The organism is Streptomyces sp. BK208, assembly GCF_004364245.1.
GTDB lineage: Bacteria > Actinomycetota > Actinomycetes > Streptomycetales > Streptomycetaceae > Streptomyces.
This window is the reverse complement of the sequence record NZ_SOAV01000014.1, coordinates 50,535-75,080: the sequence shown is the minus strand read 5'-3', so window position 1 is coordinate 75,080 and position 24,546 is coordinate 50,535. Positions and strand designations below refer to the sequence as shown.

The following is a 24,546-nucleotide window of genomic DNA, read 5'->3' as shown; positions in this document are numbered from 1 at the left end:
CGCACCTCCGCTCAGAGCGCGCACGCCACCACGGGCCGGGGCCCTGCTACTCGCCGGGGTGGGCGAGCTCGATGTCGTGGCCGTCGGCACCGGAGCCGGCGACCGTCAGGGCGGTGGCGACCGGCGGGTAGCCGGTCGCGATGACGGTGTACTCACCGGCGTCCAGGTCGGTGAAGGCGTACGCCCCGTCCGTGCCGGTGGTGGCCGTGCCGACCACGTTGCCCGCCGCGTCGACCAGGGTGACGCGGGCGTCGGCCAGCGGACCGTGCGGGGCCCGCACGACGCCCTGGACCTGCGCACCGGCCTGGAGGTCGACCTCGACCCGGGTGACGCCCGTGCCGCCGACCTCCAGCGGCAGCGCGCGCGGCCGGTAGCCGGCGGCGTTCACCGCGACGGTCACCGTGCCCGGCACCAGCTCGGTGAAGGCGAACTCGCCCTGCTCACCGGTGGCGGCGCTGGCCAGCAGGTCACCGCGCACGTCGGTGACGATCACCATGGCGTCCTTGACCGGCAGCCCGCTCTCCACGGCCCGCACCAGGCCGGTGAGCCCGCTGGTGCCGCTGAGCAGGATGTCGTAGGCGACCGGCTCGTCGTTGACGACGATCGTCGACGCCTGCGGCTGGAAGCCGTCGGCGGAGGCGATCAGCACGTACGACCCGGCGCTCGGCGCGTCGACGGCGTAGGAGCCGTCGGCCTGGGCGACGGACCGGCCGAGCTGGCGGCCGGCCAGCGAGATCAGCGTGACGGCTGCCTGCGGGACCGGGGCGGACTCGGCGCCGCGGACGAAGCCGCGGACCGGGATGCCGCCGGACACGGGGGCCTGCGGTTCACCGGAGCCGGCCGTCGTGGCGACGGCGGCGAGCCGCTGCGTGGCGGCCGGGGAGGCCGAGGTGTCCGAGGCGACCGAGGCCGAGGCACCCGAGGGCGTGGCCGACGCGGCCGCCATCGCACCGGCCGGAACCGGCTCGTCGGCGACGAGGACGGCCTCCGCGGGGGTGCCCCCCACCGGCGGCACGGCCTCGGCCGAGGACTCCGACGCCTGGGCGAGGGCGCCCTTGGTGCGCAGCGGGACCTCCTTGATGAACAGCGTCACCAGGAAGGCGAGCAGGGCGATCGGGGCGACGATCAGGAAGATGTCGGCGATGCCGTGCCCGTAGGCGCTCTCCAGCCACTCACGGATGCCGGGGGGCAGCAGGTCCATGTCGGGGATCGAGCTGCCACCGGCGGCCTTGGCCGCCGCCGCCTGCTCCTGCGGGCTGAGCTGGCCGATGGTGTCCGAGGCGTAGTGGCTGATCCGGGTCGACATCACGGAGCCGAGCACCGAGACGCCCACCGCGCCACCGAGGGACCGGAAGAAGGTGACCGTGGAGGACGCCGCACCCAGGTCGCTCGGGGCCACCTGGTTCTGCGTGCAGAGCACCAGGTTCTGCATCATCATGCCGACGCCGAGGCCCATCAGCGCCATGAAGATCGCGATGTGCCAGTAGGGGGTGTCGTAGCGCATGGTGCCGAGCAGGCCGAGGCCCGCCGTCAGCAGCACACCGCCGGCCAGCAGCCAGCCCTTCCACTTGCCGGTCTTGGTGATGATCTGACCGGAGACCGTGGACGAGACGAACAGACCGCCGATCATCGGGATGGTCATGACGCCCGACATGGTCGGGGACTTGTCCCGGGCCAGCTGGAAGTACTGGCTGAAGTAGACGGTGCCCGCGAACATCGCGATACCGACGAACAGCGAGGCCAGCGAGGCCAGGGTGATGGTGCGGTTCCTGAACAGGCGCAGCGGGATGATCGGCTCGCTGGCCTTCGACTCGACGAGCAGGAAGAGCAGCGTCAGCACGATCGCGCCGCCGACCATGACGCCGGTCTGCCAGGACATCCAGTCGTACTTGTCGTCCGCGAAGGTGACCCAGACGAGCAGCAGGCAGACGGCCGCGGTGACGAAGAAGGCGCCGGCCCAGTCGACCTTGACCTTCCGCTTCAGCACCGGCAGGTGCAGGGTCTTCTGCAGCACGATCAGCGCGAGGATCGCGAAGGGGACGCCGACGTAGAGGCACCAGCGCCAGCCGAGCCAGCTGGTGTCGGTGATCACGCCGCCGAGCAGCGGGCCGCCGACGGTGGCGACGGCGAAGGTCGCGCCGAGGTAGCCGGAGTAGCGCCCGCGCTCACGCGGGGAGATCATCGCGGCCATGATGATCTGGGCCAGGGCGGACAGACCGCCGGCGCCCAGGCCCTGGATGGCCCGCGCGGTGATCAGCATCGCGGGGTTCTGCGACAGACCGGCCACGACGGAACCGATGACGTAGACGATCAGGGCTATCTGGACCAGGGCCTTCTTGCTGAAGAGGTCCGCGAGCTTGCCCCACAGCGGGGTGGACGCGGTCATCGTCAGCAGCGAGGCGGTGACGACCCAGGTGTAGGCGCTCTGGCCGCCACCGAGGTCCCCGATGATCTCGGGCAGGGCGTTGGTGACGATGGTCGAGGACAGGATCGCGCAGAACATGCCGAGCAGCAGCCCGGACAGTGCCTCCATGATCTGCCGGTGCGTCATCGGAGCGTCTCCGGTGGAGCCTCCCCCGTGCTTGGCATGAGCCCGCACACCGGCTGGTGTGGTCGTTGCCATGGACTTCCTTTACTTGATGGTGATCGCGGGTGTACGGGTGGACTGTTCGTCCCCGGACAGTGCGGGAGGCCGGGCCGCGGGGGCCCGGCAGTCGTCGAAGCTGGCCCTGAGGCGGGCCATGAGCCGGGAGAGCTGGCCGACCTCGTCGTCGGACCAGTCGCTCAGGCGGTGCGAGAGCAGCTGGGTGGACCGCTCGGCGATCTCGTCGAGCTGGTCCTGCCCGACGGGCGTCAGGCGCAGGATGCGCGAGCGCTTGTCCGCGGGGTCGGGGAAACGTTCGATCCAGCCGCGCTCCGCGGCGTGGGCCACGTGGCGGCTGGTCACCGACATGTCGACCGCGAGCAGCTCCGCGAGCTTGCTCATGCGCATGTCCCCGTGGCGGCCGAGCAGCGTCAGTACGGCGACGGACCCGCCGGGGCAGTCGGACGGCAGCAGCCGACCCATCTCCCGCTTCACGGCGCCGAAGGCGCTGAACTGGCGGATCAGCTCCTCGTACTGCGCCTTCTCGGCCATGCGCACCTCCCGATTCGTTGCTTAGGGCAACCATAGGATCAGTTGGTTGCTACAGGCAAACAAAAAGGGCCCGCGCGGCATAAAAAGTTGGCAAAGGCAAGTATTGCGAAAGTAAATGCGCAGGTGATAAGGGGTGGACCGGGTCAAGAGCACTCGGTGGCCCCGCACTTGGGCCGCACCCGGGGATTCGCTAGTGTCTCGGCCCATGGCTAACACCCAGGGCCCCCAGGGCAATAACGACCCCGCAGGCAGCACCCAGATGTTCCGCGCGTTCGTCGACGACGCCCCGCAGACTCGGCAGGCGGCCCCCGCCGCCTCCTCCGGGCCCCGCGTCGGCCTGATCGTCGGCATCGTCGCCGCCGTGATCGTCGTCGCGGCCGTGGCCTGGCTGGCGCTCGGCTAGGACGGCACCCGGCCCTCCGGGGCCGGTACCGGAACACGGCGAAGGCGACCGCCGCGGCACCCCCGAGGTGCCGCGGCGGTCGCCGCGCTGTCCCGTCGGCCGTCGCGGGCCGCGGGCTCAGTCGGAGATGAGGCCCTCGCGCAGCTGCGACAGGGTCCGGGTGAGCAGCCGCGAGACGTGCATCTGCGAGATGCCGACCTCCTCGCCGATCTGCGACTGGGTCATGTTGGCGAAGAAGCGCAGCATGATGATCCGCCGCTCCCGGGGCGGCAGCTTGGCCAGCAGCGGCTTGAGGGACTCGCGGTACTCCACGCCCTCGAGCGCGGTGTCCTCGTAGCCCAGGCGGTCCGCCAGCGAGCCCTCGCCGCCGTCGTCCTCCGGGGCCGGGGAGTCCAGCGAGGAGGCGGTGTACGCGTTGCCCACCGCGAGGCCGTCGACGACGTCCTCCTCGGAGACGCCGAGCACGGCGGCCAGCTCGCCGACCGTCGGGGAGCGGTCCAGCTTCTGGGACAGCTCGTCGCTGGCCTTGGTCAGCGCCAGGCGCAGCTCCTGCAGGCGGCGCGGGACGCGCACCGACCACGAGGTGTCGCGGAAGAACCGCTTGATCTCGCCGACGACGGTCGGCATGGCGAACGTCGGGAACTCGACCCCCCGCTCGCAGTCGAAGCGGTCGATGGCCTTGATCAGGCCGATGGTGCCGACCTGGACGATGTCCTCCATCGGCTCGTTGCGGGAGCGGAAGCGCGCGGCGGCGTAGCGCACCAGCGGGAGGTTGAGCTCGATCAGGGTGTCCCGGACGTAGGCGCGCTCGGGGCTGTCCTCGCCGAGCGCGGCGAGCCGCAGGAACAGGGAGCGGGACAGGGTGCGGGTGTCGATGGCCTCCGTGGCGGGGAGGGCCTGGGCCGGCACGGCGTCGAGGTCCGGCACGGCGTCGCCGGCCCGGGGGTCCTCGACCGGGCCGACGGGGCCGACGGAGTCGATGGGTCCGACGGGCTCGACGGCGGCCAGCGCCTCGATCGAGTCGGGCGGGGTCTCGCTCTCCGCGAGCGCGAGCACCTTCGAGCTGCCCTGTTCTGCGGACATGCCACCCCCTTTGGGTCGCGGGACGGTCGCGGCACACGCTCCCACGCCGGGAACGCAGCCTTCACCTGAATACCGGAGCCGAAGCTCCGGCAAACGCGTCTCCGGCAGAATGTCACATGTCGGCAACACGCTGTAGTGACATGTCGACATCCGAGATGCGAATACCCCCTGGAAACAGGGGGTCTGACGGGCTTTCAGCCCGATTCCGCCCGCAACGGCCCTGGTGAGCGATTCGCTCTTCCCGGTGACCCCTCGCTCGCGCTTTCGATCCTGCGCTGATCCCTGTCGAGCTTACGCGTCGATCCGGTTCGCGGACCTCAACCGCTGGAAACTGCGGGCCAGCAGCCGCGAGACGTGCATCTGGGAGACGCCGAGTTCCGCGCTGATCTGGGACTGCGTCAGGTTGCTGTAGTAGCGCAGCAGCAGGATCCGCTGCTCCCGCTCGGGGAGTTGGACGAGCAGGTGACGCACCAGGTCGCGGTGCTCGACCCCGTCGAGGGCCGGGTCCTCGTAGCCGAGCCGGTCGAGCAGCCCGGGCAGCCCGTCGCCCTCCTGGGCGGCCTCCAGCGAGGTGGCGTGGTAGGACCGTCCCGCCTCGATGCAGGACAGCACCTCCTCCTCGGTGATGCGCAGCCGCTCGGCGATCTCGGCGGTCGTCGGGGAGCGCCCGAAGGCGGTGGTCAGGTCCTCGGTGGCGCTGTTTACCTGCACCCACAGCTCGTGCAGCCGGCGCGGCACGTGCACCGTGCGGACGTTGTCGCGGAAGTACCGCTTGATCTCCCCCACCACCGTGGGCATGGCGAACGTCGGGAACTGCACCCCCCGCTCCGGGTCGAAGCGGTCGATGGCGTTGATGAGCCCGATGGTGCCGACCTGGACGACGTCCTCCATCGGCTCGTTGCGGGAGCGGAACCGGGCCGCGGCGTAGCGCACCAGCGGGAGGTTGGCCTCGATGAGCGCGGCGCGCACCCGGTCGTGCTCCGGCGTGCCCGGGGTGAGGTCCTTCAGTTCGCCGAAGAGCACCTGGGTCAGGGCCCGGGTGTCGGCGCCCCGGCTGCGCTGCGGCGCGGGTGCCTCCTGGGCCTGGGCGGGCGGTGCGGGCGGTGCTTGAGGCGCAGTACTGGCCGGCACGGTCAACTCCACCTCGTGATCTGTCAACTTCTCCGTCAACTCATCCGTCAAAAGCGGTCATAGCATCACAAGACATGTCCACTGTGTGCAAGCACCGCATACCGTCGTGTTGAGTGAACGCGGAACGGCCCCGCACCGAGCTGGTGCGGGGCCGGGGCACGGTCCGGAGCGCCGTGGGGGCCTGCGGTCGTACTAGAACTCGTAGTCGGCGATCACCCAGGTGGCGAACTCGCGCCACAGCGCGACACCCGCCTGGTGCGCCGGGTGTTCGAGGTAGCGCTTCAGGGCGTCGGCGTCGTCCACGGCCGAGTTGATGGCGAAGTCGTAGGCGATGGGCCGGTCGCTGATGTTCCAGGCACACTCCCAGAAGCGGAGGTCCTCGATCTGGCCGCCGAGCGCCCGGAAGGCCTCGACGCCCTCCACGACGCGCGGGTCGTCGCGCTCGACGCCGTCGTTCAGCTTGAACAGCACGAGATGGCGGATCATCACTCTCCTCCGTTGGCGGCCCAGGTCATGAAGTCGCCCACGGCGCCCGCCGCGTCGGATATGCCCTGGAAACCTATCTGCACGTAGTCGGCTGCCTTGGCCGGATCAGTGATGATCACGTACAGCACGAAGACCACGAGCACATAGACGGCGATCTTCTTCGAGTTCACCGCCACCGCGGCCTCCCCTGTCCCTTTCGACCCATGCCTGTCGGTCGCTCATGATCGCACGAAGGGCCCCGTCTTTCGACGGGGCCCTTCAAGAGCGGTAGCGGAGGGATTTGAACCCTCGGTGACTTGCGCCACACTCGCTTTCGAGGCGAGCTCCTTCGGCCGCTCGGACACGCTACCGAGAGAGACCTTACAGCACGGGGCGGCATGCTCCGAAATCGGTATCGCGCCCGACGGACACCCGTCCGGGCCCCTGTCCGGCCACTCGTCCGGGCCCCTGTCCGGACGGCGGCCCGCGCCCTCGTGCGGCGCGGGTCAGCGGTCGCGGAAGAAGTCCGTGAGCAGGTGGGCGCAGTCGTCCGCGAGCACGCCCTCGACGACCTCGGGACGGTGGTTGAGCCGACGGTCGCGGACGAGGTCCCACAGGGAGCCGGCCGCGCCCGCCTTGTCGTCCCGGGCGCCGTAGACCACCCGGTCCACGCGGGACTGCACGAGCGCGCCCGCGCACATCGTGCAGGGCTCCAGGGTGACGACGAGCGTGCAGCCGGTCAGCCGCCACTCGCCCAGTACCGCGGCGGCCCGCCGGACGGCGAGGACCTCCGCGTGGGCCGTCGGGTCGCCGGTGGCCTCGCGCTCGTTGTACCCCGCGGAGAGCACGGTACGGCGGTCCGGCGCCAGGACGACGGCGCCGACCGGTACGTCCCCGCCCTCCGCGGCCCGCCCGGCCTCGGCCAGGGCGAGCCGCATCGCTGCCCGCCACGGGTCGCGCACCGGGTCGGGCGGTGCCTCCTCGGGGTCCTCCTCGGCCGGCGCGGTCAGCGGACGGTCTCCAGGACGTCCGAGACCCCGAGCGCCTCGGCGATCTCCCCGACCGCGTCCCCGGACATCGAGCGCAGTTCCTTCTCGCTCACGCCGAGGTCGTCGAGGACCTCCGCGTCGCCGACCGGCCCGTGCGGCACGGCCTCACCCGAAGGGGCGGCCGCGGCGGAGCCGTCGCCGACGCCGTCGTCGTCCTCGTCCGCGTCGTCGTCGGACTCGCCGTCCTCCGTGCCGTCGAGGTCGAGGGCGTCGAGGTCGTCGCCGTCCTCACCCGGTTCCCGGCCGAGCAGCTCGTCGGTGAGCAGGATCTCGCCGTAGCTGCTGCGGGCGGCCGCGGCCGCGTCCGAGACGTAGATGCGAGGGTCCTCCTCGCCGTCCACCCGGACGACTCCGAACCACGCGTCCTCCTGCTCGATCAGCACGAGCACCGTGTCCTCGTCGGGAGAGGCCTCCCGGGCCAGGTCGGCAAGATCCGACAGGGTTTCCACATCGTCGAGCTCTGTGTCGCTCGCTTCCCACCCGTCTTCGGTGCGCGCGAGCAGTGCGGCGAAGTACACCGTGACTCTCCCACTGGTCCTAGGCGTGCCGGTTGGGGATCCCCCCGGCGGAGGCTACGGGCGGGGGAGCGGTGCTCCGAGCCCCACCCACTCGGAATCGTGGCAGAAACAAGGCACTCAGGGGACGTCTTCGGCGCCCTGTGTCCGGCTGTTTTGACCGGCTTCCCGGAAGGTGCGCTCCCGGACAGCCGCCCAGCAGCGCCCTCGTCGCCGCCACGTGCGGATCGTACGCGGATTCTCGCCGTCCCCGGGTACGTCCGTCACCACCAACATCGGCGCGGCGCACGATCTTCCCCGGCCGGCTCAGGAAGTTCTCGGCGAGGCCGGCCGGGAGCCCGGAGCCCGGAGCCCGGAGCCGGGAGCCGCAAGGTCGCGAGGCCGGGGGCCGGGAGCCGCAAGGTCGCGAGGCCGGGGGCCGGGGACCCCGGGAGCCCCGGGCCCGGGCCGTGGCCGCGGGTGGAGGCGGGCCGGGGCTGGGCTACCAGCGGAAGGTGCGCATGCGCATCGCGTGCCGCAGCCGGGCGGTCTTGGCGCGGCGCGGCTGCACGCGGTCCCGCAGCTGGCGGGCCTCCGCCAGGTCGCGCAGGAACTGGGCCCGGCGCCGACGCCGTTCGGCCTCGCGTTCCAGCTCGCGCTCCCGCGGCGTGGCGCGGTCCGGTCCGCGGTCCGGCCCGCGCTCCGGCACCGCACTCGGTTCGGCCCCGCGTCCCGTCCTCCGGTCCGTCCCGGAGGACCGTGTGTCGTGGAAGTCCCGGTCAGGCACAGTCTCACCACCCAGCGTCCGTCCTTCCCGCCTTCCCCCACTCGGGCGGTTTGACGCCCGCGAACGAGTGGAGCCGGGTCCGGGGCCTTGCCCGCCGCGGGGACGCCGCCCCCACGGGGCCCGGTTACTGTGGGGGACATGCGTCTCCACGTCGTCGACCACCCCCTGGTCGCCCACAAGCTCACCACGCTGCGCGACCAGCGCACCGACTCCGCGACCTTCCGCCGTCTCGCCGACGAGCTGGTCACCCTGCTCGCCTACGAGGCCACGCGCGACGTGCGCACCGAACAGGTCGACATCCAGACGCCGGTCACGCAGACCACCGGCGTCAAGCTCTCCCACCCGCGCCCGCTGGTGGTGCCGATCCTGCGCGCCGGTCTCGGCATGCTCGACGGCATGGTCCGGCTGCTGCCGACCGCCGAGGTGGGCTTCCTCGGCATGGTGCGCAACGAGGAGACGCTGCAGGCCTCCACCTACGCCACCCGCATGCCGGACGACCTCTCGGGACGCCAGGTGTACGTCCTGGACCCGATGCTGGCCACCGGCGGCACGCTGGTCGCCGCCATCCAGGAGCTGATCAGGCGCGGCGCCGACGACGTCACGGCCGTGGTGCTGCTGGCGGCCCCCGAGGGCGTCGAGGTGATGGAGCGCGAGCTGGCCGGCACCCCGGTGACCGTCGTGACGGCCTCGGTCGACGAGCGTCTCAACGAGCAGGGCTACATCGTGCCGGGCCTCGGCGACGCGGGCGACCGGATGTACGGAGCGGCCGAGTAGGACCCCGGACAGGGCCCGGGGCCGCTGCTCAGCAGCTCTTCTTCTTCGCGGCGGGCGCCGGCCGCGGCGCGGCCAGCTCGGCCAGCGCCGTGTCGGCGTCCGCCCGCTTCGTCAGCCCCTTGAAGCCGTTGCCGATGATCAGGTCGAGGGCGGCACCCTTGCGGGCCGCGTCGGTGCGGCGCTCGGCGCCGGACAGCTGGGTGCCGAGCACGGTCAGCGAGCTCTTCAGGGCGGCGTCCGGGCCGAGCAGGAGGCCGGTGCCCTCGACCTTCTTGTCGTACTCCTTGGGCGCGTTGCTCACGTCGCCCACGCGGAAGCCGCGCTTCTTCAGCTCGTCGGCGGTCTTCTGCGCCAGGCCGCTGCGGGTGGTCGCGTTGAGCACGTTGACGGTGATCTGACCGGGCTTCGGCAGCACCGCGGCGGCCGGCGAGGCGCTCGCCCGCGCCGTGGTGACACAGCCCGCGGCGCCGGCCGCCGAAGCCTTGTCGCCGCCGGTGAAGACGTCGATGAGCTGCAGCGTCCCCCAGCCGAGCACGGCGAGGACGGTGACGCAGGCGACGCCCACGAAGGCGAGACGGCCGCGTCGCCGGGCCGGGCGCATCCGCGGGTACTTGCCCCCCGTGATCTTGTACTGGCCGCCCATGCCGGGAGGAGTCAGCATGCTCATGGGCGCAGCGTAATGCGCGGGAGCGGCGATGCCTATTAGATGATCAGTCGACGTTCCGCGGTTCGGTCGCAAGGCAACCCGAAAGGGTCAAGCGCGGCCTCGCCGGAAGGCTGCGGGAGCCCGGTCAGCCGAGTTCGAGGACGCGGGCGTGCAGCACCTGACGCTGCTGCAGCGCGGCCCGCACCGCCCGGTGCAGGCCGTCCTCCAGGTACAGGTCCCCCTGCCACTTCACGACGTGCGCGAAGAGGTCGCCGTAGAAGGTGGAGTCCTCGGCCAGAAGGGTTTCCAGGTCGAGCTGGCCCTTGGTCGTCACGAGCTGATCGAGGCGGACCGGGCGCGGAGCGACGTCCGCCCACTGCCGGGTGCTTTCCCGGCCGTGGTCGGGGTACGGCCGGCCGTTTCCGATGCGCTTGAAGATCACACGGAAAGCCTACCGGCCCGGACGATGCGGGCGCAGCCATGGCGCCGGAGTGCGGCGCCGGAAAAGACGCCGTAAACGGGACCAAAGCGCCAACGGGCCCGGGAGGCCGGCGTCGTACGAGTCCCCGGCGGCGGAGGCGCCAGGTGTCCCGCCTCCGCCGCCCGTGGGCGGGCGGGTGTCAGCCGCGCCCCGATTCCCGCGACGGGAGCCGCTGCTCGCCGGCTGCCCGCGGCGCGGTGCCGGGCTTGGGAGCGCGGCGGGCAGCCTCGGCGCGCAGGAGGGCGCGCAGGACGGCGTAGGGGTCGTTGGGCATGGGGATTCCTCGTTCCTGGTGCTCCGGGTGTCCGTTCCTGTTCGCGGTGGACCGGCGGACCGGCGGGCGGGCCGGCGGCCGGGAGGGACGGTCAGCAGCGCAGAACCACGGAGCGCGGGCCGCGGGGGAGGTCGGCGGCCCGCACGGCAGGAGCGTCGAGGCGCGGGAGGAAACGGTGGTCGGTCCCGAAGTGCGGCGGGAGGGGCCGGACCACGGCCGCCCGCCGGACGCCGCGGGCCGGAGTGCGCAGGGCGGTGTCGAGGTGGTCGTACTCCCCCGCCGCGCCGCCCGCACCGGCCACCGCCGCGACCGGCACCGCCCGCTCCGCCACGGGCGTGCAGGGCACGACCAGGACGAGCAGCAGCACCAGGGCCCGCAGACACGCGCCCCGGGCGCGGACGGCGGTGACGGCGTGCGGTGCCGGTCTCACCTCAGTCGTGTCCCCGCCCGGCGTGCACCGGCCACCGCACCGGGGACGAGAACCGCCCGCTCGGCGTACGGAGCGGTGGGCGGGCGCCGGTCACAGGCCGCGGGGCGTCCGGCCGGCGAGCCCGCGCAGCCGTACGGCGGTGACGATCTCGACGACGCCGACGACGATCAGCCACCAGCCGCCGACCAGCATGAGGACGGTGGCCGACTCGACCGGCGAGTCGATCAGGACGATGCCGGCGGCGACGGTGACGACGCCGAGGACGACGTGCCAGCCGCGCGCCGGCATCGCCGGATCGTGCGCGGCGGCCACGATCTGCGTGACGCCGCGGAACAGCCAGCCGATGCCGATCCACAGCGCGAGCAGCAGCACCGACTGCAGGAGGCCGCGGAAGCAGAACAGGCCCAGCAGGATCGACACGGCGCCGCTGATGAAGGCCAGCACCCGCAGCGAGGTCCTGCGGTGCGTGCCGAAGGCGGCGGCCAGTTGCAGAACGCCGCTGATGACGAGGTAGAGGCCGAAGAGCACGCCGGCCGCGCGCAGCGAGGCCTGCGGCCAGACCAGGACCAGCACGCCCAGGACCAGCGAGGCGGCACCGGTGAACAGCACCGTCTGCCAGGCGACGCGGGACAGCGCGTGCAGGGGGCCCTCGAAGGCGGGCTCGGGCTCGTGCTCCTGCCGTCCGGCGCCCGGACCGCGGGTCCCGTGCCGGGAGTGCACCCCGCGATCGTCGTACGGCGTCCCGCCGGGGGAGGGGCTCGGTGGTTCGGTCATGCCCCATGCTGCGAGCGGCGCCGGCGCCCGCGCCACCGGAGCGGGTCCACGGGGCTGACGTCCTAGGTGCCGGAGGTCTTCGCGGCCTTGGCCGCCTTGGCCGCCGCCTTCATCTCCTGCTTGTGCGCCCGCACCTTGGTCAGCGACTCCGGCCCCCGGATGTCCGCGACCGACCGGAAGGAGTCGGGCTCCCCGTACACCCCCGCGGCCTCGCGCCACCCCTCGGGGCGGACGCCGAACTGCTTGCCGAGCAGCGCGAGGAAGATCTGGGCCTTCTGCTTGCCGAAGCCCGGCAGTTCCTGGAGCCGCTTCAGCAGCTCCTTGCCGGTGGACACCCCGCGCCACACGCCCTCGGCGTCACCGTCGTACGTCTCGACCAGGTACCGGCACAGCTGCTGCACCCGCCCCGCCATCGAACCGGGATAGCGGTGCACGGCCGGCTTCTCGGAGAGCAGCGCGGCGAACGCCTCGGGGTCGTGGGCCGCGATGTCGTGCGCGTCCAGGTCCTCCGCGCCCATCCGCCGGGCGATGGTCGACGGGCCCTTGAACGCCCACTCCATGGGCACTTGCTGGTCGAGCAGCATGCCGACCAGCGCGGCGAGCGGACTGCGCCCGAGGAGTTCGTCGGCCTCGGGGTCCTGGGCGAGGTGAAGTGTGACGTCCATGGTCACGATGATCGCGTGTCGGGGCTCAGGTCGCGCGCCAGTACCCCAGCGCGTTCACCCGCTGCTTCGGTACGCCCAGCTCCTTGCGGGCGTACGCGGCCAGCGTCCGCGTGGTCGCCGTGTCGCAGGCGATCCAGACGTACGGCTCGGAGGCGGCCCGCAGCAGCTCGGGCAGCTCCTCCTTCACCCGCGCCACCAGCCGCGCCCCGGCGTCCCGGCGGGGCACCGCGCGGACCTCGTGCCGCCCGGGGACGGTGCGCAAGGGCAGGCCGTCGGCGGGGTCGCCCTCGAACCAGACGGTCGCGGGCACGGGGCCCAGCGCGTCCAGGAGGGAGTTGAGGGCGGGCAGGGAGGCCGGGTCGGCGACCGCGAAGACCCGCGACGGGAGGGGCCGCGGCTCTTCGAAGCCGCTGCCCTGGACGGTCGCCTCGATCGTGTCCCCCGGCTTCGCCGCCCGCGCCCAGTCGCTCGCGCACCCCTCGTGCAGGGCGAACTCCAGGGCGAAGGTGCCGGCCACCGGGTCCGGGTCGACCAGCGTGTACCCGCGCTGGTGCGGCCTGCCCGCGTTGTCGAACCACAGCCGCACCCACATCGTGGGGTGCACCCCGGTCGCCGCCAGCATGCCGCCGTCGGTCAGCCGCAGCCGCCGGTAGTGCGGGGTCACGTCCTCGGTGTCCGTCACGGTGAACGCGAAGTCCTTCGCGCGCATCAGTTTGAGGACCGCGCCCTCCCAGCCCCGCCCCTGCCCCATGGTTCCTTCACCCTTCACGTACTATTCGGCCACGACAAAAACTTAGGTGAGCCTAACCTAAAGGAAAGTAGAGGCACAGGGGTGAGCGCCGAGACGTACCGCGACGCCTGGGGAATACCGCACCTGCGCGCGGACGGCGCGGCCGAACTCGCCCGCGCCCAGGGCCGGGTGACCGCCCGGGACCGCGCCTGGCAACTGGAGGTCGAGCGGCGCCGCGCCCAGGGCACCTCCGCGTCCTTCCTGGGACCCGAGGCCCTGTCCTGGGACCGGCTCGCCCGCCGCGCCCGGCTCGCGGACACCGCCCGCCGCTGCTTCACCGCCCTGGAGCGGAAGGACCCGGAGACGGCCGCCTGGGTGCGGGCGTACGTCGACGGCGTGAACGAAGGGCTCGCCGAACACCCGGGAGGCCGGCCCGCGCCGGAGTTCGCCCGCACCGGACTCGCCCCCGGCCGCTGGGAACCCTGGACCCCGCTCGGCGTGTGGCTCGCCACGCACATCCTCTTCGCCGGCTTCCCCGCCAAGCTCTGGCGCGAGCACATCACCGCGCACCTCGGCCCGGCGGCCGTCCCCCTGTTCGCCGCCGACGGCCCCGGCACCGCGGGCAGCAACGGCTGGCTGGTGAGCGGCGGACGGACCACCACCGGGCACGCGCTCATCGCGGGCGACCCACACCGCTGGATCGAGGACCCGGGCGTCTACCAGCAGATCCACCTGTCCTGCCCGGAGTTCGACGTCGTCGGCCTCGCCGTGCCCGGCGTCCCCGGCATCGCCCACTTCGGCCACACCGGCACGGTCGCCTGGGCCATCACCAACGCCATGGCCGACTACCAGGACCTGTACCGGGAGCGCCTGCGCCGCACCGGCGCCGGAGTCGAGGCACTCGGCCCGGACGGCGCCTGGCACCGCGCCGTCCGGCACACGGAACGCGTCGACGTCGCCGGGGAGGAGAGCGTCGAGGTCGAGATCATCGAGACCGCCCGCGGCCCGGTGATCGCCGGTGGCCCCGAGGGCCTCGACGACGGCACCCCGGGCGCCCTCAGCCTGCGCTACCCGCCCCGGGTCACCGCCGAACTCGGCTTCGGCGCCCTGCTGCCGCTGCTGCGGGCCCGCGACGTCGCCGACGTGGACCGCGCCCTGGACGCGTGGGCCGAGCCGGTCAACGTGGTGCAGGCCGCCGACACCGAGGGCGGCCTGCTGCACCGGGTCGCGGGCCGCGTGCCGGTACGGCCGGACGCCGACCGACGGTGCCCCGTACCGGCCTGGGAACCCGGCCACGAGTGGACCGGCTGGCACACCCCGCCCCGCGCGGGGCTCACCGACGGCGTCGCCGTGATGGCCAACCAGCGCGGCCCGGCCGCCCCGCTCGGCGTCGAGTTCGCGCCGCCGCACCGCGCCGACCGCATCGCGGCCCTGCTCGCGACCAGGGAGCGCTGGTCCGCGGCCGACCTGCCCGCGATCCACACGGACACCCTGCTGGGCTCGGCGGCATCGCTCCTGGACCACCTCGCCGCCCTGACCGGCCTCACCCCCGCGGCCGCGGCCCTCCGCGACCGCCTCGTCGCCTGGGACCGCCGCATGGACGCCGGCAGCACCGGGGCGGCCGCCTACGCGGCCGTGCGCACGGCGGTGGTCCGCGCCCTCGCGGCCCACCCGGTCCTGGCGGCCGCCTCCGTGCCGCCCGCGTACCCCGAGGTGCTGCAGCCGTGGCTCGCCCTGGTGCCGCGCGTCGCGTACGCCCTGGAACACCTCCTGCGCGCGGACGACCTGTACGGCATCGACCGCACCGCGGCCGTGCGCGCGGCGCTGGAGGAGGTCGCGGCGGACCCGCCCGCGGGCACCTGGGGCGACACCCATCGCCTGGCCCCCTGGCGGGCGCTGCCGGACGCCGCCGCCCCGGCGGACGAACCCGGCCTCTCCGGCGACCACGACTGCGTGCTGTGCACCTCCCCGGTGCCCGGCCTCACCGACCGCGCCGCGCGCGGCCCCGCCGCCCGGTACGTCTGGGACCTGGCCGACCGCGCCGACAGCCGCTGGGTGGTGCCGCACGGAGCCTCGGGCGTCCCCGGCGCGCCCCACCACCGCGACCAGCAGCCCCTGTGGCTCGCCGGGGAACTCGTCCCGGTGATCACCGACTTCGCCCGGCTCACGAAGGAATCCGATGACTGACCCGCACCCCGTCCGCTACGCCGACCGGACCGCCGTCCACGAGCAGCGGCTGGACGGTTTCGGAACCGTCCGCATCCTCCCCCTGGACCCGGCCGCCGACACCGCGGTGGTGCATGGCTGGGTGAGCGAGGAACGGGCCGCGTTCTGGGGCATGAACGGCCTGACGGCCCACCAGGTCGCCGACGTCTACGCGCACATGGACACCCTCGACACCCACCACGCCTTCCTGGTCGTCAAGGACGGCGAGCCGGTCGCCCTGCTCCAGACCTACGACCCCGCGGCCGACCGGGTGGGCGAGTGCTACGCCGCCCAGCCGGGCGACATCGGCGTCCACCTGCTCCTCGCCTCCGCCGGAGCCGAGGGCGCGCGCCCGGGCTGGACCGCCGCCCTCTCGGGTGCCCTCATGGCGTACGTCCTGCTGGGCCTCGACCGGACGCGGATCGTGGTCGACCCGGACGTGGCCAACGAGAAGGCCGTCGCCCGCTTCCTCAAGCAGGGCTTCACCGCCGGTCCCGCGGTCGTCCTGCCCGAGGTCGACCTGCCGGACGTGTACCTGCCCGAGAAGAAGGCGCAACTCGCCTTCCTTCCCCGGGAGGTAGCGTTCCCCGGGTGACGTCCGCGCCGACCGCCGAAGACCTGATCGCGCACTACGGCCTGGAGCCGATCCCCCGTGAGGGCGGACTGTTCCGGCGCACCTGGGCCGGACCCGGGCGCCCGGACGGCCGCCCCGCAGGGACGGCCATCCTCGCCCTGCTCACCGCCCGCCCGGGCGACTACTCGGCGCTGCACCGCCTGCCCACCGACGAGGTCTGGCACTTCTACCTCGGCGACCCGCTCGAACTGCTGCTCCTCGCCCCGGACGGCGGCGTGCGCACGGCCGTCCTCGGCCCGGACGTCCTGGGCGGGCAGCACGTGCAGTTCACCGTGCCCGCCGGCACCTGGATGGGCGGCCGGGTCCGCACGGGCGGCACCTGGTCGCTGTTCGGCTGCACGATGGCCCCCGGATTCACCTACGGGGACTACGAGCACGGCGACGCCTCCGACCTCGCGGCGCGCTACCCGGCCGAGGCGGCCCGGATCGTGGCCCTGTGCCGCCCTTGACCCCTGGGTCGTGCGGGCCCGGGGCGGTGGCCGCCCGGTGAACCGCGCCGCCTTCCGCCCGTCGTGGTGAGGAGCCGCCCGGCACGCGGCTGAGCGGGGCGGCCTCCGCGTCCGTACGTATCGGCGAGGCAGTGGGTCCCGACGACGGAGATGCGACGTGAGGTGTGGCGGCGGTGCGCGCGCTGGAGGCCGGGGGCGAAGGAACGACGGCGGACGGGACCGCGAGCGGCGACGGGCCCGGCGGGGATGCGGGCGGGCATCCGGGCGACCCCTCCCGCCGGAAGCCCGGCGACGGATCCCGGGCGGGTGCGGACCGGTGCCTCGGGCGTCCGGACGACGAGCGACGCGGGAGCCCGGAGGACCGGCCTCGCGGGCATACGGACGTCGAGCCACGCGGGAATCCGGACGACCGGCCCCGCGGGAATCCGGACGACCGGCCCCGCGGGCATACGGACGACCCGCGCCGCGCCCATATGCACGACCCGCCCCGCGGGCATGCGGACGACCGGCCCCGCAGGCCCTCGGACGACCCCTCCCGCGGGAAGTCCGACGCCGGGACGCCGGGGCGCTCCGGCGGCTGGTGCTGCTGGGCGCCCTGCTGGTCCTGCTCCTCCTCGGCGGTGCCGGACCGGCGTCCGCCCACGCCGCCCTCACCTCCACCGACCCCGGGGACGGATCCGTCCTGCGGCGGGCCCCCGCCCGCGTCACCCTGACCTTCAGCGAGTCCGTCGGCCTGCGCGACGACTCCTTCCGCGTCCTGGACCCGGGCGGTCACCGCGTCCGCACCGGGGAGGGCGGGCACGCGGACGGCCGGTCCGAGACGGCCCGGGTCACGCTGCCGGGCGAGCTGGGGGAGGGCACGTACACCGTGGCCTGGCGGGTGGTGTCCGCCGACGGTCACCCCGTCTCGGGCGCCTTCACCTTCTCGGTCGGCAAGCCGTCGCAGGCGACCGCACCCGTGGACACCGGCCCCACCGAGGACCCGCTCACCGCGGCCCTCCACAAGATCGCCCGCTACCTCTCCTACCTCGCCGCGGCCCTGCTCGTCGGCACCGCGGCCTTCGCGGCCCTGTGCCGCCCGCCGGACCCCGCCCCGCTGCGCCGCCCGCTGATGGCGGCCTGGTGGACCCTGCTGGCGTCCACCGTCGCCCTGCTGGTGCTGCGCGCCCCGTACGAGGCGGGGACGGGTCCGTCGACGGCCCTGGAACCGACCGCCCTGGGCGACACCCTCGTCTCCCGCCCCGGCGTCCTGCTCCTGGTCAGGCTGGCGCTGCTGCCGCCGATCGCGCTGTACCTCGCCCGCACGATCCGCACGACCCCCACGGCCCGCACGATCCGCACGACCCGGCTCGGGGAGCGCACCCCGCTCGCCGCCGCGGTGGGCGTCGCCCTGGCCGTCGTCCTCGCCCTGACCTGGGCCGCCGCCGAGCACGCCTCGGCCGGTGCGCAGGTGCCGGTCGCGATGACGTCCGCCGTGCTGCACCTGCTGGCCACCGCCGTCTGGCTGGGCGGTCTCGCGGCCCTGCTCACCCTCCTGCGCGCCGGGCGCCCGGCCCCGCCCGCCGCCGTGGTCGCCCGCTTCTCCCGGACCGCCTTCGCCGCCGTGACCGTCCTGGTCGTCACCGGCGTCTACCAGTCCTGGCGCGGCCTAGGCTCCTGGCAGGCGCTCACCGGATCGACGTACGGCAGGCTGCTGCTCGCCAAGGTGGTCCTGGTGGCCGTGTTGCTGGGCGCGGCGGCCGTGTCCCGGCGGTGGACGTCGGCGCTGCTGTCGGCGCCGGCCGCCGTACCCGCGCCCGGCCGCGTGCCCGAGCGGGTGCCGCAACCGGTGGGCGGCCCACCGCCGGAGGAACCACCGCCGGCGCGCCCACCGGCCCCCGACGGCGCGTCCGCCCTCCGCCGCGGACTGCGCCGCTCCGTCCTCGCGGAGGCCGTCGTCGCCGCCGTCGTGCTTGCGGTCACCACCGTGCTCACCGCCACCCCGCCGGGCCGGACCGCGGAGGAGACGGCGCGGGCGGCCGGGCCGGCGGACGGGGTGCGGCCCGCGTCCGTCACGACGATCCCGTTCGAGATCGGCGGGACGGCCAGGGGCACGGTCCAGATCACCCTGGACCCGGGCCGCACCGGCGACAACGCGGTGCAGGCCGTCGTCTTCGGCCCCGACGGCAGCCTGGCCGCCGTACCGGAGCTGCGCCTCGCCTTCACCCTGCCCGGCAAGGACGTGGGCCCCCTCCAGGCGGAGCTGGTCGACCGGGGCGGCTACTGGAGCGCCAACACGCTCACGCTGCCCCTGCCCGGCGTCTGGACCATGAAGGCGACCGTCCGGGTGTCGGAGGTGGACCAGGTGAGCGAGGAGCGGCGGACACGGATCCTGCCGTGAGGCCCGCCGGTCCCCGCCGGCCGCTCAGGGCGAGGGCTCCTCGGTGGCTGGCCCTTCCTCGCGCACGCTCAGCCGCGCCTTGAGCACGGGGCTGATGAGCAGGTCGTACACCAGGACCCCGACGACCCCGCCGATCAGCGGGCCGACGATGGGGATCCACCAGTAGCCGCTGAACCACTGGAACGTCCCGGGCAGGGCGATGCCGCCCCAGCCCTCGAAGAAGGTGAACAGACGGGGACCGAAGTCACGGGCCGGGTTGATCGCGTACCCGGCGTTGGTGCCGAAGGCGAGGCCGATCGCGACGACGACGAGCCCGATGATGTACGGGTGGAGATTGGCCGTCGGCGCCGTGTTGCGGGTGTCGATGAGCGCACAGATCACCAGCAGCAGGACCCCGGTGCCCACGATCTGGTCGAGCAGGGGACCCCACCAGGAGTCCCCGAAGTACTCGGCGGGGAACGTGGCGAAGATCGAGTACGTCGACAGCGACGTCTTCCGCGTCTCGCCCGCCGCGGCGATGGACGCGTCGATCGCCCACCGGTAGCAGGCGTACACGAGCGCCGCGGCGACGAAGGCGCCCACGACCTGTGCGAGCCAGTAGGGCAGCACCTTGCGCCACGGGAAGTCCCGCCGCACCGCGAAGCCCAGGGTCACCGCGGGATTGAGGTGCGCCCCGCTGATGCCGCCGGCCACGTAGACGCCGAAGACGACGGCGAGGCCCCAGCCCCACGCGATGATGAGCCAGTTGGCGGGCCCGAAGTCCACGACCTGCCGGCCCGATCCCGGCAGCCCGGCGACCGCGACGGCCACCGAACCGATGCCGAACAGGATCAGGACGAACGTCCCCAGGAACTCGGCGCACATCTCACCGCCGAGGCCTTCTCGATAACCGCGTCGGCGCACCATGCGTTCGGCCACCGGCCCTCCTTCGCTGGAACGGAACAGACCAATCCGCTCCATACCCGAAAAAAGACCACCAGGGTGATCAATCGGGTGATCCCGCTGTCGGACGCCCGAGACTTCCCCTTTACGGAGCAACGCCGGAGCCACGAGGAGTGCCCTTTCGGTCCGAGCCGGACGTAGCCGCCGACGCGTCGGGCACACACGCGTCGGGCACACACGTCGAAGGGCCCCGCAGCGAACTGCGGGGCCCTTCGACTTCGTGCCCGGTGAGGCACTGGCGGAGGATACGAGATTCGAACTCGTGAGGGGTTGCCCCCAACACGCTTTCCAAGCGTGCGCCCTAGGCCTCTAGGCGAATCCTCCGCCGAGAACATTACATGACGCGGAGGAGTGCTTGCGAACTCGTTCCGGGGGCCCGACATCGGGTAACGTGTGGGCCAGCCCCTCACGCGGCGCTATCTGACTGAACTCCCCCAGGGCCGGAAGGCAGCAAGGGTAGGTCGGCTCTGGCGGGTGCGTGGGGGGCGTCTCGTTTGCGGGCGGTCCGGTTGTCGGTGGGCGCCTATAACCTCGTATGCGTGTCGTCTCTCGCGCTCTACCGCCGTTACCGCCCGGAGTCCTTCGCCGAGGTCATCGGGCAGGGGCATGTCACCGACCCGCTGCAGCAGGCGCTGCGGAACAACCGGGTCAATCACGCGTACCTGTTCAGCGGTCCGCGCGGATGCGGCAAGACGACCAGCGCCCGCATCCTGGCGCGCTGTCTGAACTGCGAGCAGGGGCCGACGCCGACGCCGTGCGGCGAGTGCCAGTCCTGCCGCGACCTCGCGCGCAACGGTCCGGGGTCCATCGACGTCATCGAGATCGACGCCGCCTCCAACGGAGGTGTGAACGACGCCCGTGACCTGCGGGAGAAGGCGTTCTTCGGGCCCGCCTCCAGCCGGTACAAGATCTACATCATCGACGAGGCCCACATGGTCTCCACGGAGGGCTTCAACGCCCTGCTCAAGGTCGTCGAGGAGCCGCCGCCGCACCTGAAGTTCATCTTCGCGACGACCGAGCCCGAGAAGGTCATCGGGACCGTCCGGTCGCGGACCCACCACTACCCCTTCCGGCTCGTGCCGCCCGGCACCCTGCGCGACTACCTCGCCGAGGTGTGCGGCCGGGAGGGGATCGCGGTCGAGGAGGGCGTGCTCCCGCTCGTGGTGCGGGCCGGCGCGGGCTCCGTGCGTGACTCCATGTCCGTCATGGACCAGCTGCTCGCGGGCGCCGGTGCGGACGGTGTGACGTACGACATGACCACCGCCCTGCTCGGTTACACGGACGGTTCGCTGCTCGACTCGGTCGTCGAGTCGTTCGTCTCGGGGGACGGCTCCGCCGCCTTCGAGGTCGTGGACCGGGTGATCGAGGGGGGCAGCGACCCGCGGCGGTTCGTCACCGACCTGCTGGAGCGCCTCCGCGACCTGGTGATCCTCGCCGCCGTGCCCGACGCCGCGGAGAAGGGGCTCATCGACGCCCCCGCCGACGTCGTCGAGCGGATGCAGGCCCAGGCCCGGTCCTTCGGCGCCGCCGAGCTGAGCCGCGCGGCCGACATCGTCAACGAGGGGCTCACCGAGATGCGCGGCGCCCACTCGCCGCGCCTGCAGCTGGAGCTGATCTGCGCGCGCGTGCTGCTGCCGGCCGCGTACGGCGACGAGCGTTCCCTGATGGCCCGGCTGGACCGGATCGAGCGCGGAGTGCAGTTCTCGGCCGGCGCGGGCGCGCCCGCCATGGGGTACGCGCCCGGCCCCGAGGCGCACGCCGGTGCGGGGGGCGCGGCTTCCGCCGTTCCCGGACCGTCCGCCGCTGCTCCGGTGCCGCCGGGCGGCGGGCCCGCCGCGGCCCGGGCGGCGGTACGGGGGCAGGGCGGGGGCGCCCCGGCGGCCGCGCCGGGTGGTGGCCAGGGCGGTGGGCCGGGGAGCGGTCCGGGCGGTGGTCCGTCCTCCGACGCGAGCGGGTCTCCAGCCGGGCCTCCAGCCGCTCCTTTCGCCGGACCTTCCGCCCGGCCTCCAGCCGGTGAGGGACATCCGCAGGTCGCGCCCGCCCCCGCGCCCGCGTCCGCCGAGGCGGCTCCCGCGCCTGCCGCCCCTTCCCCCGCAGCGGCGGCACCCGCACCTGCGGCATCGGCGTCGGCACCCGCGCCTGCGGCCGGTTCCGCTCCGGCGTCCGCGCCCGGGGCCTGGCCGACCGCCGCTCCCGCGGGTGGCGGGCGCCGGCCCGGCGGATGGCCGACGGCGGCCCCCGCGGGCGGTGGACAGTCCCGCACACCGGCCGCCCCCGGCCCCGGTTCCGGCCCCGCCGCGGCACCGGCACCGGCACCGGCACCGGCACCGGCTCCCGCTCCCGCGCCCGTCACCCCGCCGCCGGGCGCTTCCGGGGTCGACCCCCGCGCGCTGTGGCCCAACATCCTGGAGGCGGTCAAGAACCGCCGCCGGTTCACCTGGATCCTGCTCAGCCAGAACGCCCAGGTCACCGGCTTCGACGGGACCTCCCTGCAACTCGGCTTCGTCAACGCGGGCGCCCGCGACAACTTCGTGAGCAGCGGCAGCGAGGACGTGCTGCGGCAGGCCCTGGCCGAGCAGTTCAACGTGGAGTGGAAGATCGACGCGGTCGTCGATCCGTCCGGCGGCGGCTCGGCGCCCCCGCCCGGCCCCGGGTCCGGACCCTCCGGCGGCTTCGGCGGGTCCGGTGGCGGCGGCTTCGGCGGTGGCGGAGGCGGCTACGGCGGGAGCGCGCCCGCGCAGCGGCCGTCGGCGCCCGCGCCGTCCCCCGCGGCCTCCTCGCCGGCCCAGGCGTCCGCTCCCGCCGCGGCGCCCGCGCCCCGACCCCCCGCGCCCGAGCCGCCCCCGGTCTCCCCCGAGGACGACATCCCCGAGGACGACGACCCGGACCTCGACGAGTCGGCGCTCTCCGGCAAGGAGCTGCTGGTGCGCGAGCTGGGCGCCACGGTGGTCGAGGAGATCACCAACGAGTAGGACGAGCGTCCCGTCGGCCGGCCCTCGGTCGGCCCTTCGGTCTCCGGTCCGCCTGGAGGAAGCCACAACCCCGCGCGAGGCGGTGCTTCGGAAGCCCGCACAAACCGCACCGGCGCGTTCCCATTAGGCTTCACCCCGTGAAGGTCCTTGTCATCGGCGGCGGCGCCCGCGAACACGCCCTGTGCCGTTCCCTGTCCCTCGACCCCGACGTCACCGCGCTGCACTGCGCACCCGGCAACGCCGGTATCGCCGAGGTCGCCGAACTGCACCAGGTCGACGCCCTCGACGGCGCGGCCGTCACCGCGCTGGCCACCCGGCTCGGTGCCGAACTGGTCGTCGTCGGACCCGAGGCGCCGCTGGTCGCCGGGGTCGCCGACGCCGTGCGCGAGGCGGGCATCCCGGTCTTCGGCCCCTCGGGCGAGGCCGCCCGGCTGGAAGGGTCCAAGGCCTTCGCCAAGGACGTGATGGCCGGCGCGGGCGTGCCCACCGCCCGCTCCTACGTCTGCACGAACCCCGACGAGGTCGACGCGGCCCTCGCCGCCTTCGGCGCGCCCTACGTCGTCAAGGACGACGGGCTGGCCGCGGGCAAGGGCGTCGTGGTCACCGACGACGTCGAGGCGGCCCGCGCGCACGCGAACGCCTGCGACCGCGTCGTCATCGAGGAGTTCCTCGACGGCCCCGAGGTCTCCCTCTTCGCCGTCACCGACGGCGAGAACGTACGCCCGCTGCAGCCAGCCCAGGACTTCAAGCGCGCCCTGGACGGCGACGAGGGCCCGAACACCGGCGGCATGGGCGCTTACTCGCCACTGCCCTGGGCCGACCCCAAGCTGGTCGACGAGGTCGTGCAGAGCGTGCTCCAGCCGACCGTCGACGAGATGCGCCGGCGCGGCACCCCGTTCTCCGGACTCCTGTACGCCGGACTCGCGATCACCTCGCGCGGCGTGCGGGTGATCGAGTTCAACGCCCGCTTCGGCGACCCCGAGACCCAGGTGGTGCTGGCCCGCCTGAAGACCCCGCTCGCCGGTCTGCTGATGGCCGCCGCCACCGGCAACCTCGCCGACCTCGAGCCCCTGCGCTGGAGCGACGAGGCGGCCGTCACCGTGGTCGTCGCCTCCCACAACTACCCCGGCACCCCGCGCACCGGCGACCCGATCACCGGCCTGGACGCGGTGGCCGCCGAGGACGCCCCCCACGCCTACGTCCTGCACGCCGGCACCCGCACCGAGGGCGACGCCGTCGTCAGCGCCGGTGGCCGGGTGCTGTCGGTCACGGCGACCGGCGCCGACCTCGCCGAGGCCCGCGACCGTGCCTACCGGGCCGTCGCCCGTATCGGCCTCGACGGCTCGCAGCACCGCACCGACATCGCGGCGAAGGCGGCGGGCGCGCACCGCTCCTGACACCCCGGTCACCGCACCCGGCAGGCCCCGGCTCCGTCCCAGGAGCCGGGGCCTGACCTTTGCTGTCCGTCTCCAGCTTTCCCCAAAGCCATTCCATCGGGTGACCGATGGGCCATACGGCTGACGGGCGCGAGGGCCCCAACTATGGTGCCGCGCAAGCGTTCCGGCACTTGGCCCACCGGCATTGCGATGTCAGTGCCGGGTGCCACAGTGGGTGAGGTGAGCAAGAGCCGAAGCGCAGTGAT

At 73.7% G+C, this 24,546-nt stretch carries 25 protein-coding genes, 2 tRNA genes and 1 other RNA gene; 9 read left to right on the top strand and 19 right to left on the bottom strand.

Annotated elements, in window-relative coordinates:
- Window positions 1–46: 46 nt before the first annotated feature.
- Entirely contained in the window at window positions 47–2,623 is a 2,577-nt protein-coding gene (locus EV562_RS29480; protein WP_133889905.1) for an MFS transporter, read from the bottom strand.
- Window positions 2,624–2,632: 9 nt separating this feature from the next.
- Complete coding sequence (locus EV562_RS29475) at window positions 2,633–3,136, bottom strand: MarR family transcriptional regulator (RefSeq protein WP_133889904.1); 504 nt, start codon at window positions 3,134–3,136, stop codon at window positions 2,633–2,635.
- 205 nt (window positions 3,137–3,341) lie between these two features.
- Here EV562_RS29475 and EV562_RS29470 point away from each other — a divergent pair, with 205 nt between their 5' ends.
- Window positions 3,342–3,539, top strand: coding sequence for a hypothetical protein (locus EV562_RS29470; RefSeq protein WP_133889903.1), 198 nt, complete (start codon window positions 3,342–3,344; stop codon window positions 3,537–3,539).
- A gap of 117 nt (window positions 3,540–3,656) precedes the next feature.
- On the opposite strand, the gene EV562_RS29465 is transcribed toward EV562_RS29470, so the two are convergent.
- From EV562_RS29465 to EV562_RS35215, 8 genes are all read right to left on the bottom strand, one after another.
- On the bottom strand, window positions 3,657–4,622 hold the full coding sequence (locus EV562_RS29465) for an RNA polymerase sigma factor SigF (protein WP_133889902.1): 966 nt from the start codon (window positions 4,620–4,622) through the stop codon (window positions 3,657–3,659).
- Between the two features lie 291 nt (window positions 4,623–4,913).
- Window positions 4,914–5,753 (bottom strand): RNA polymerase sigma factor SigF, encoded by an 840-nt coding sequence (locus EV562_RS29460; RefSeq protein WP_114528682.1) that lies wholly within the window; start codon window positions 5,751–5,753, stop codon window positions 4,914–4,916.
- Between the two features lie 192 nt (window positions 5,754–5,945).
- Complete coding sequence (locus EV562_RS29455) at window positions 5,946–6,239, bottom strand: Dabb family protein (protein WP_133889901.1); 294 nt, start codon at window positions 6,237–6,239, stop codon at window positions 5,946–5,948.
- Window positions 6,239–6,409, bottom strand: a complete 171-nt coding sequence (locus EV562_RS29450; RefSeq protein ID WP_166662048.1) for a hypothetical protein — start codon at window positions 6,407–6,409, stop codon at window positions 6,239–6,241. The genes EV562_RS29455 and EV562_RS29450 overlap by 1 nt, the downstream gene beginning before the upstream one ends.
- Before the next feature lie 95 nt (window positions 6,410–6,504).
- Window positions 6,505–6,589, bottom strand: a tRNA-Ser gene (locus tag EV562_RS29445).
- Window positions 6,590–6,724: 135 nt separating this feature from the next.
- Entirely contained in the window at window positions 6,725–7,156 is a 432-nt protein-coding gene (gene tadA, locus EV562_RS29440) for a tRNA adenosine(34) deaminase TadA (protein ID WP_133889900.1), read from the bottom strand.
- Between the two features lie 68 nt (window positions 7,157–7,224).
- Complete coding sequence (locus EV562_RS29435; protein ID WP_133889899.1) at window positions 7,225–7,785, bottom strand: hypothetical protein; 561 nt, start codon at window positions 7,783–7,785, stop codon at window positions 7,225–7,227.
- A 478-nt stretch (window positions 7,786–8,263) separates the two neighbouring features.
- Entirely contained in the window at window positions 8,264–8,470 is a 207-nt protein-coding gene (locus tag EV562_RS35215; RefSeq protein WP_166662054.1) for a hypothetical protein, read from the bottom strand.
- A gap of 216 nt (window positions 8,471–8,686) precedes the next feature.
- Here EV562_RS35215 and upp point away from each other — a divergent pair, with 216 nt between their 5' ends.
- Window positions 8,687–9,322 carry a uracil phosphoribosyltransferase gene (gene upp / locus EV562_RS29425; RefSeq protein ID WP_133889897.1) on the top strand — a complete coding sequence of 212 codons (636 nt, stop codon included), beginning with the start codon at window positions 8,687–8,689 and terminating at the stop codon, window positions 9,320–9,322.
- A gap of 28 nt (window positions 9,323–9,350) precedes the next feature.
- On the opposite strand, the gene EV562_RS29420 is transcribed toward upp, so the two are convergent.
- The 7 genes from EV562_RS29420 to EV562_RS29395 all read right to left on the bottom strand — a co-directional run bounded on the left by EV562_RS29420 (window position 9,351) and on the right by EV562_RS29395 (window position 13,343).
- A complete protein-coding gene (locus tag EV562_RS29420) occupies window positions 9,351–9,965 on the bottom strand; it encodes a LytR C-terminal domain-containing protein (RefSeq protein ID WP_133890057.1) in 615 nt (204 codons plus the stop codon).
- A gap of 148 nt (window positions 9,966–10,113) precedes the next feature.
- Entirely contained in the window at window positions 10,114–10,410 is a 297-nt protein-coding gene (locus EV562_RS29415) for a type II toxin-antitoxin system VapB family antitoxin (protein WP_003955420.1), read from the bottom strand.
- A 178-nt stretch (window positions 10,411–10,588) separates the two neighbouring features.
- On the bottom strand, window positions 10,589–10,723 hold the full coding sequence (locus EV562_RS35915; protein WP_279588517.1) for a hypothetical protein: 135 nt from the start codon (window positions 10,721–10,723) through the stop codon (window positions 10,589–10,591).
- Window positions 10,724–10,814: 91 nt separating this feature from the next.
- Entirely contained in the window at window positions 10,815–11,153 is a 339-nt protein-coding gene (locus tag EV562_RS29410) for a hypothetical protein (protein ID WP_133889896.1), read from the bottom strand.
- 90 nt (window positions 11,154–11,243) lie between these two features.
- A complete protein-coding gene (locus EV562_RS29405; protein ID WP_133889895.1) occupies window positions 11,244–11,927 on the bottom strand; it encodes an HdeD family acid-resistance protein in 684 nt (227 codons plus the stop codon).
- Window positions 11,928–11,989: 62 nt separating this feature from the next.
- Window positions 11,990–12,592: an HhH-GPD-type base excision DNA repair protein gene (locus tag EV562_RS29400; RefSeq protein WP_133889894.1), complete on the bottom strand. Its 603-nt coding sequence runs from the start codon at window positions 12,590–12,592 to the stop codon at window positions 11,990–11,992.
- A 25-nt stretch (window positions 12,593–12,617) separates the two neighbouring features.
- A complete protein-coding gene (locus EV562_RS29395; protein WP_133889893.1) occupies window positions 12,618–13,343 on the bottom strand; it encodes a siderophore-interacting protein in 726 nt (241 codons plus the stop codon).
- 81 nt (window positions 13,344–13,424) lie between these two features.
- Here EV562_RS29395 and EV562_RS29390 point away from each other — a divergent pair, with 81 nt between their 5' ends.
- The 4 genes from EV562_RS29390 (at window position 13,425) to EV562_RS29375 (ending at window position 18,990) form a co-directional block, all read left to right on the top strand.
- Window positions 13,425–15,509, top strand: a complete 2,085-nt coding sequence (locus tag EV562_RS29390) for a penicillin acylase family protein (RefSeq protein ID WP_133889892.1) — start codon at window positions 13,425–13,427, stop codon at window positions 15,507–15,509.
- Window positions 15,502–16,122: a GNAT family N-acetyltransferase gene (locus tag EV562_RS29385; RefSeq protein ID WP_133889891.1), complete on the top strand. Its 621-nt coding sequence runs from the start codon at window positions 15,502–15,504 to the stop codon at window positions 16,120–16,122. Before EV562_RS29390 ends, EV562_RS29385 begins: the two co-directional genes overlap by 8 nt.
- On the top strand, window positions 16,119–16,610 hold the full coding sequence (locus EV562_RS29380) for a cupin domain-containing protein (RefSeq protein ID WP_133889890.1): 492 nt from the start codon (window positions 16,119–16,121) through the stop codon (window positions 16,608–16,610). The genes EV562_RS29385 and EV562_RS29380 overlap by 4 nt, the downstream gene beginning before the upstream one ends.
- A 580-nt stretch (window positions 16,611–17,190) precedes the next feature.
- Window positions 17,191–18,990 carry a copper resistance protein CopC gene (locus EV562_RS29375; RefSeq protein WP_133889889.1) on the top strand — a complete coding sequence of 600 codons (1,800 nt, stop codon included), beginning with the start codon at window positions 17,191–17,193 and terminating at the stop codon, window positions 18,988–18,990.
- A gap of 24 nt (window positions 18,991–19,014) precedes the next feature.
- On the opposite strand, the gene EV562_RS29370 is transcribed toward EV562_RS29375, so the two are convergent.
- Together EV562_RS29370 and EV562_RS29365 are read right to left on the bottom strand one after the other, a co-directional pair.
- The gene (locus EV562_RS29370; RefSeq protein WP_208298456.1) at window positions 19,015–19,854 is read right to left on the bottom strand and encodes an MIP/aquaporin family protein; all 840 of its coding nucleotides are present in this window, start codon (window positions 19,852–19,854) and stop codon (window positions 19,015–19,017) included.
- Window positions 19,855–20,168: 314 nt separating this feature from the next.
- Window positions 20,169–20,256, bottom strand: a tRNA-Ser gene (locus EV562_RS29365).
- A 73-nt stretch (window positions 20,257–20,329) separates the two neighbouring features.
- On the opposite strand from EV562_RS29365, the gene ffs reads away from it, so the two are divergent.
- The 3 genes from ffs (at window position 20,330) to purD (ending at window position 24,301) form a co-directional block, all read left to right on the top strand.
- Window positions 20,330–20,426, top strand: an RNA gene (gene ffs / locus EV562_RS29360) — signal recognition particle sRNA small type.
- Between the two features lie 45 nt (window positions 20,427–20,471).
- On the top strand, window positions 20,472–22,904 hold the full coding sequence (locus tag EV562_RS29355; protein WP_133889887.1) for a DNA polymerase III subunit gamma and tau: 2,433 nt from the start codon (window positions 20,472–20,474) through the stop codon (window positions 22,902–22,904).
- Between the two features lie 137 nt (window positions 22,905–23,041).
- Window positions 23,042–24,301 (top strand): phosphoribosylamine--glycine ligase, encoded by a 1,260-nt coding sequence (gene purD / locus EV562_RS29350; protein ID WP_133889886.1) that lies wholly within the window; start codon window positions 23,042–23,044, stop codon window positions 24,299–24,301.
- Window positions 24,302–24,546 lie beyond the last annotated feature (245 nt).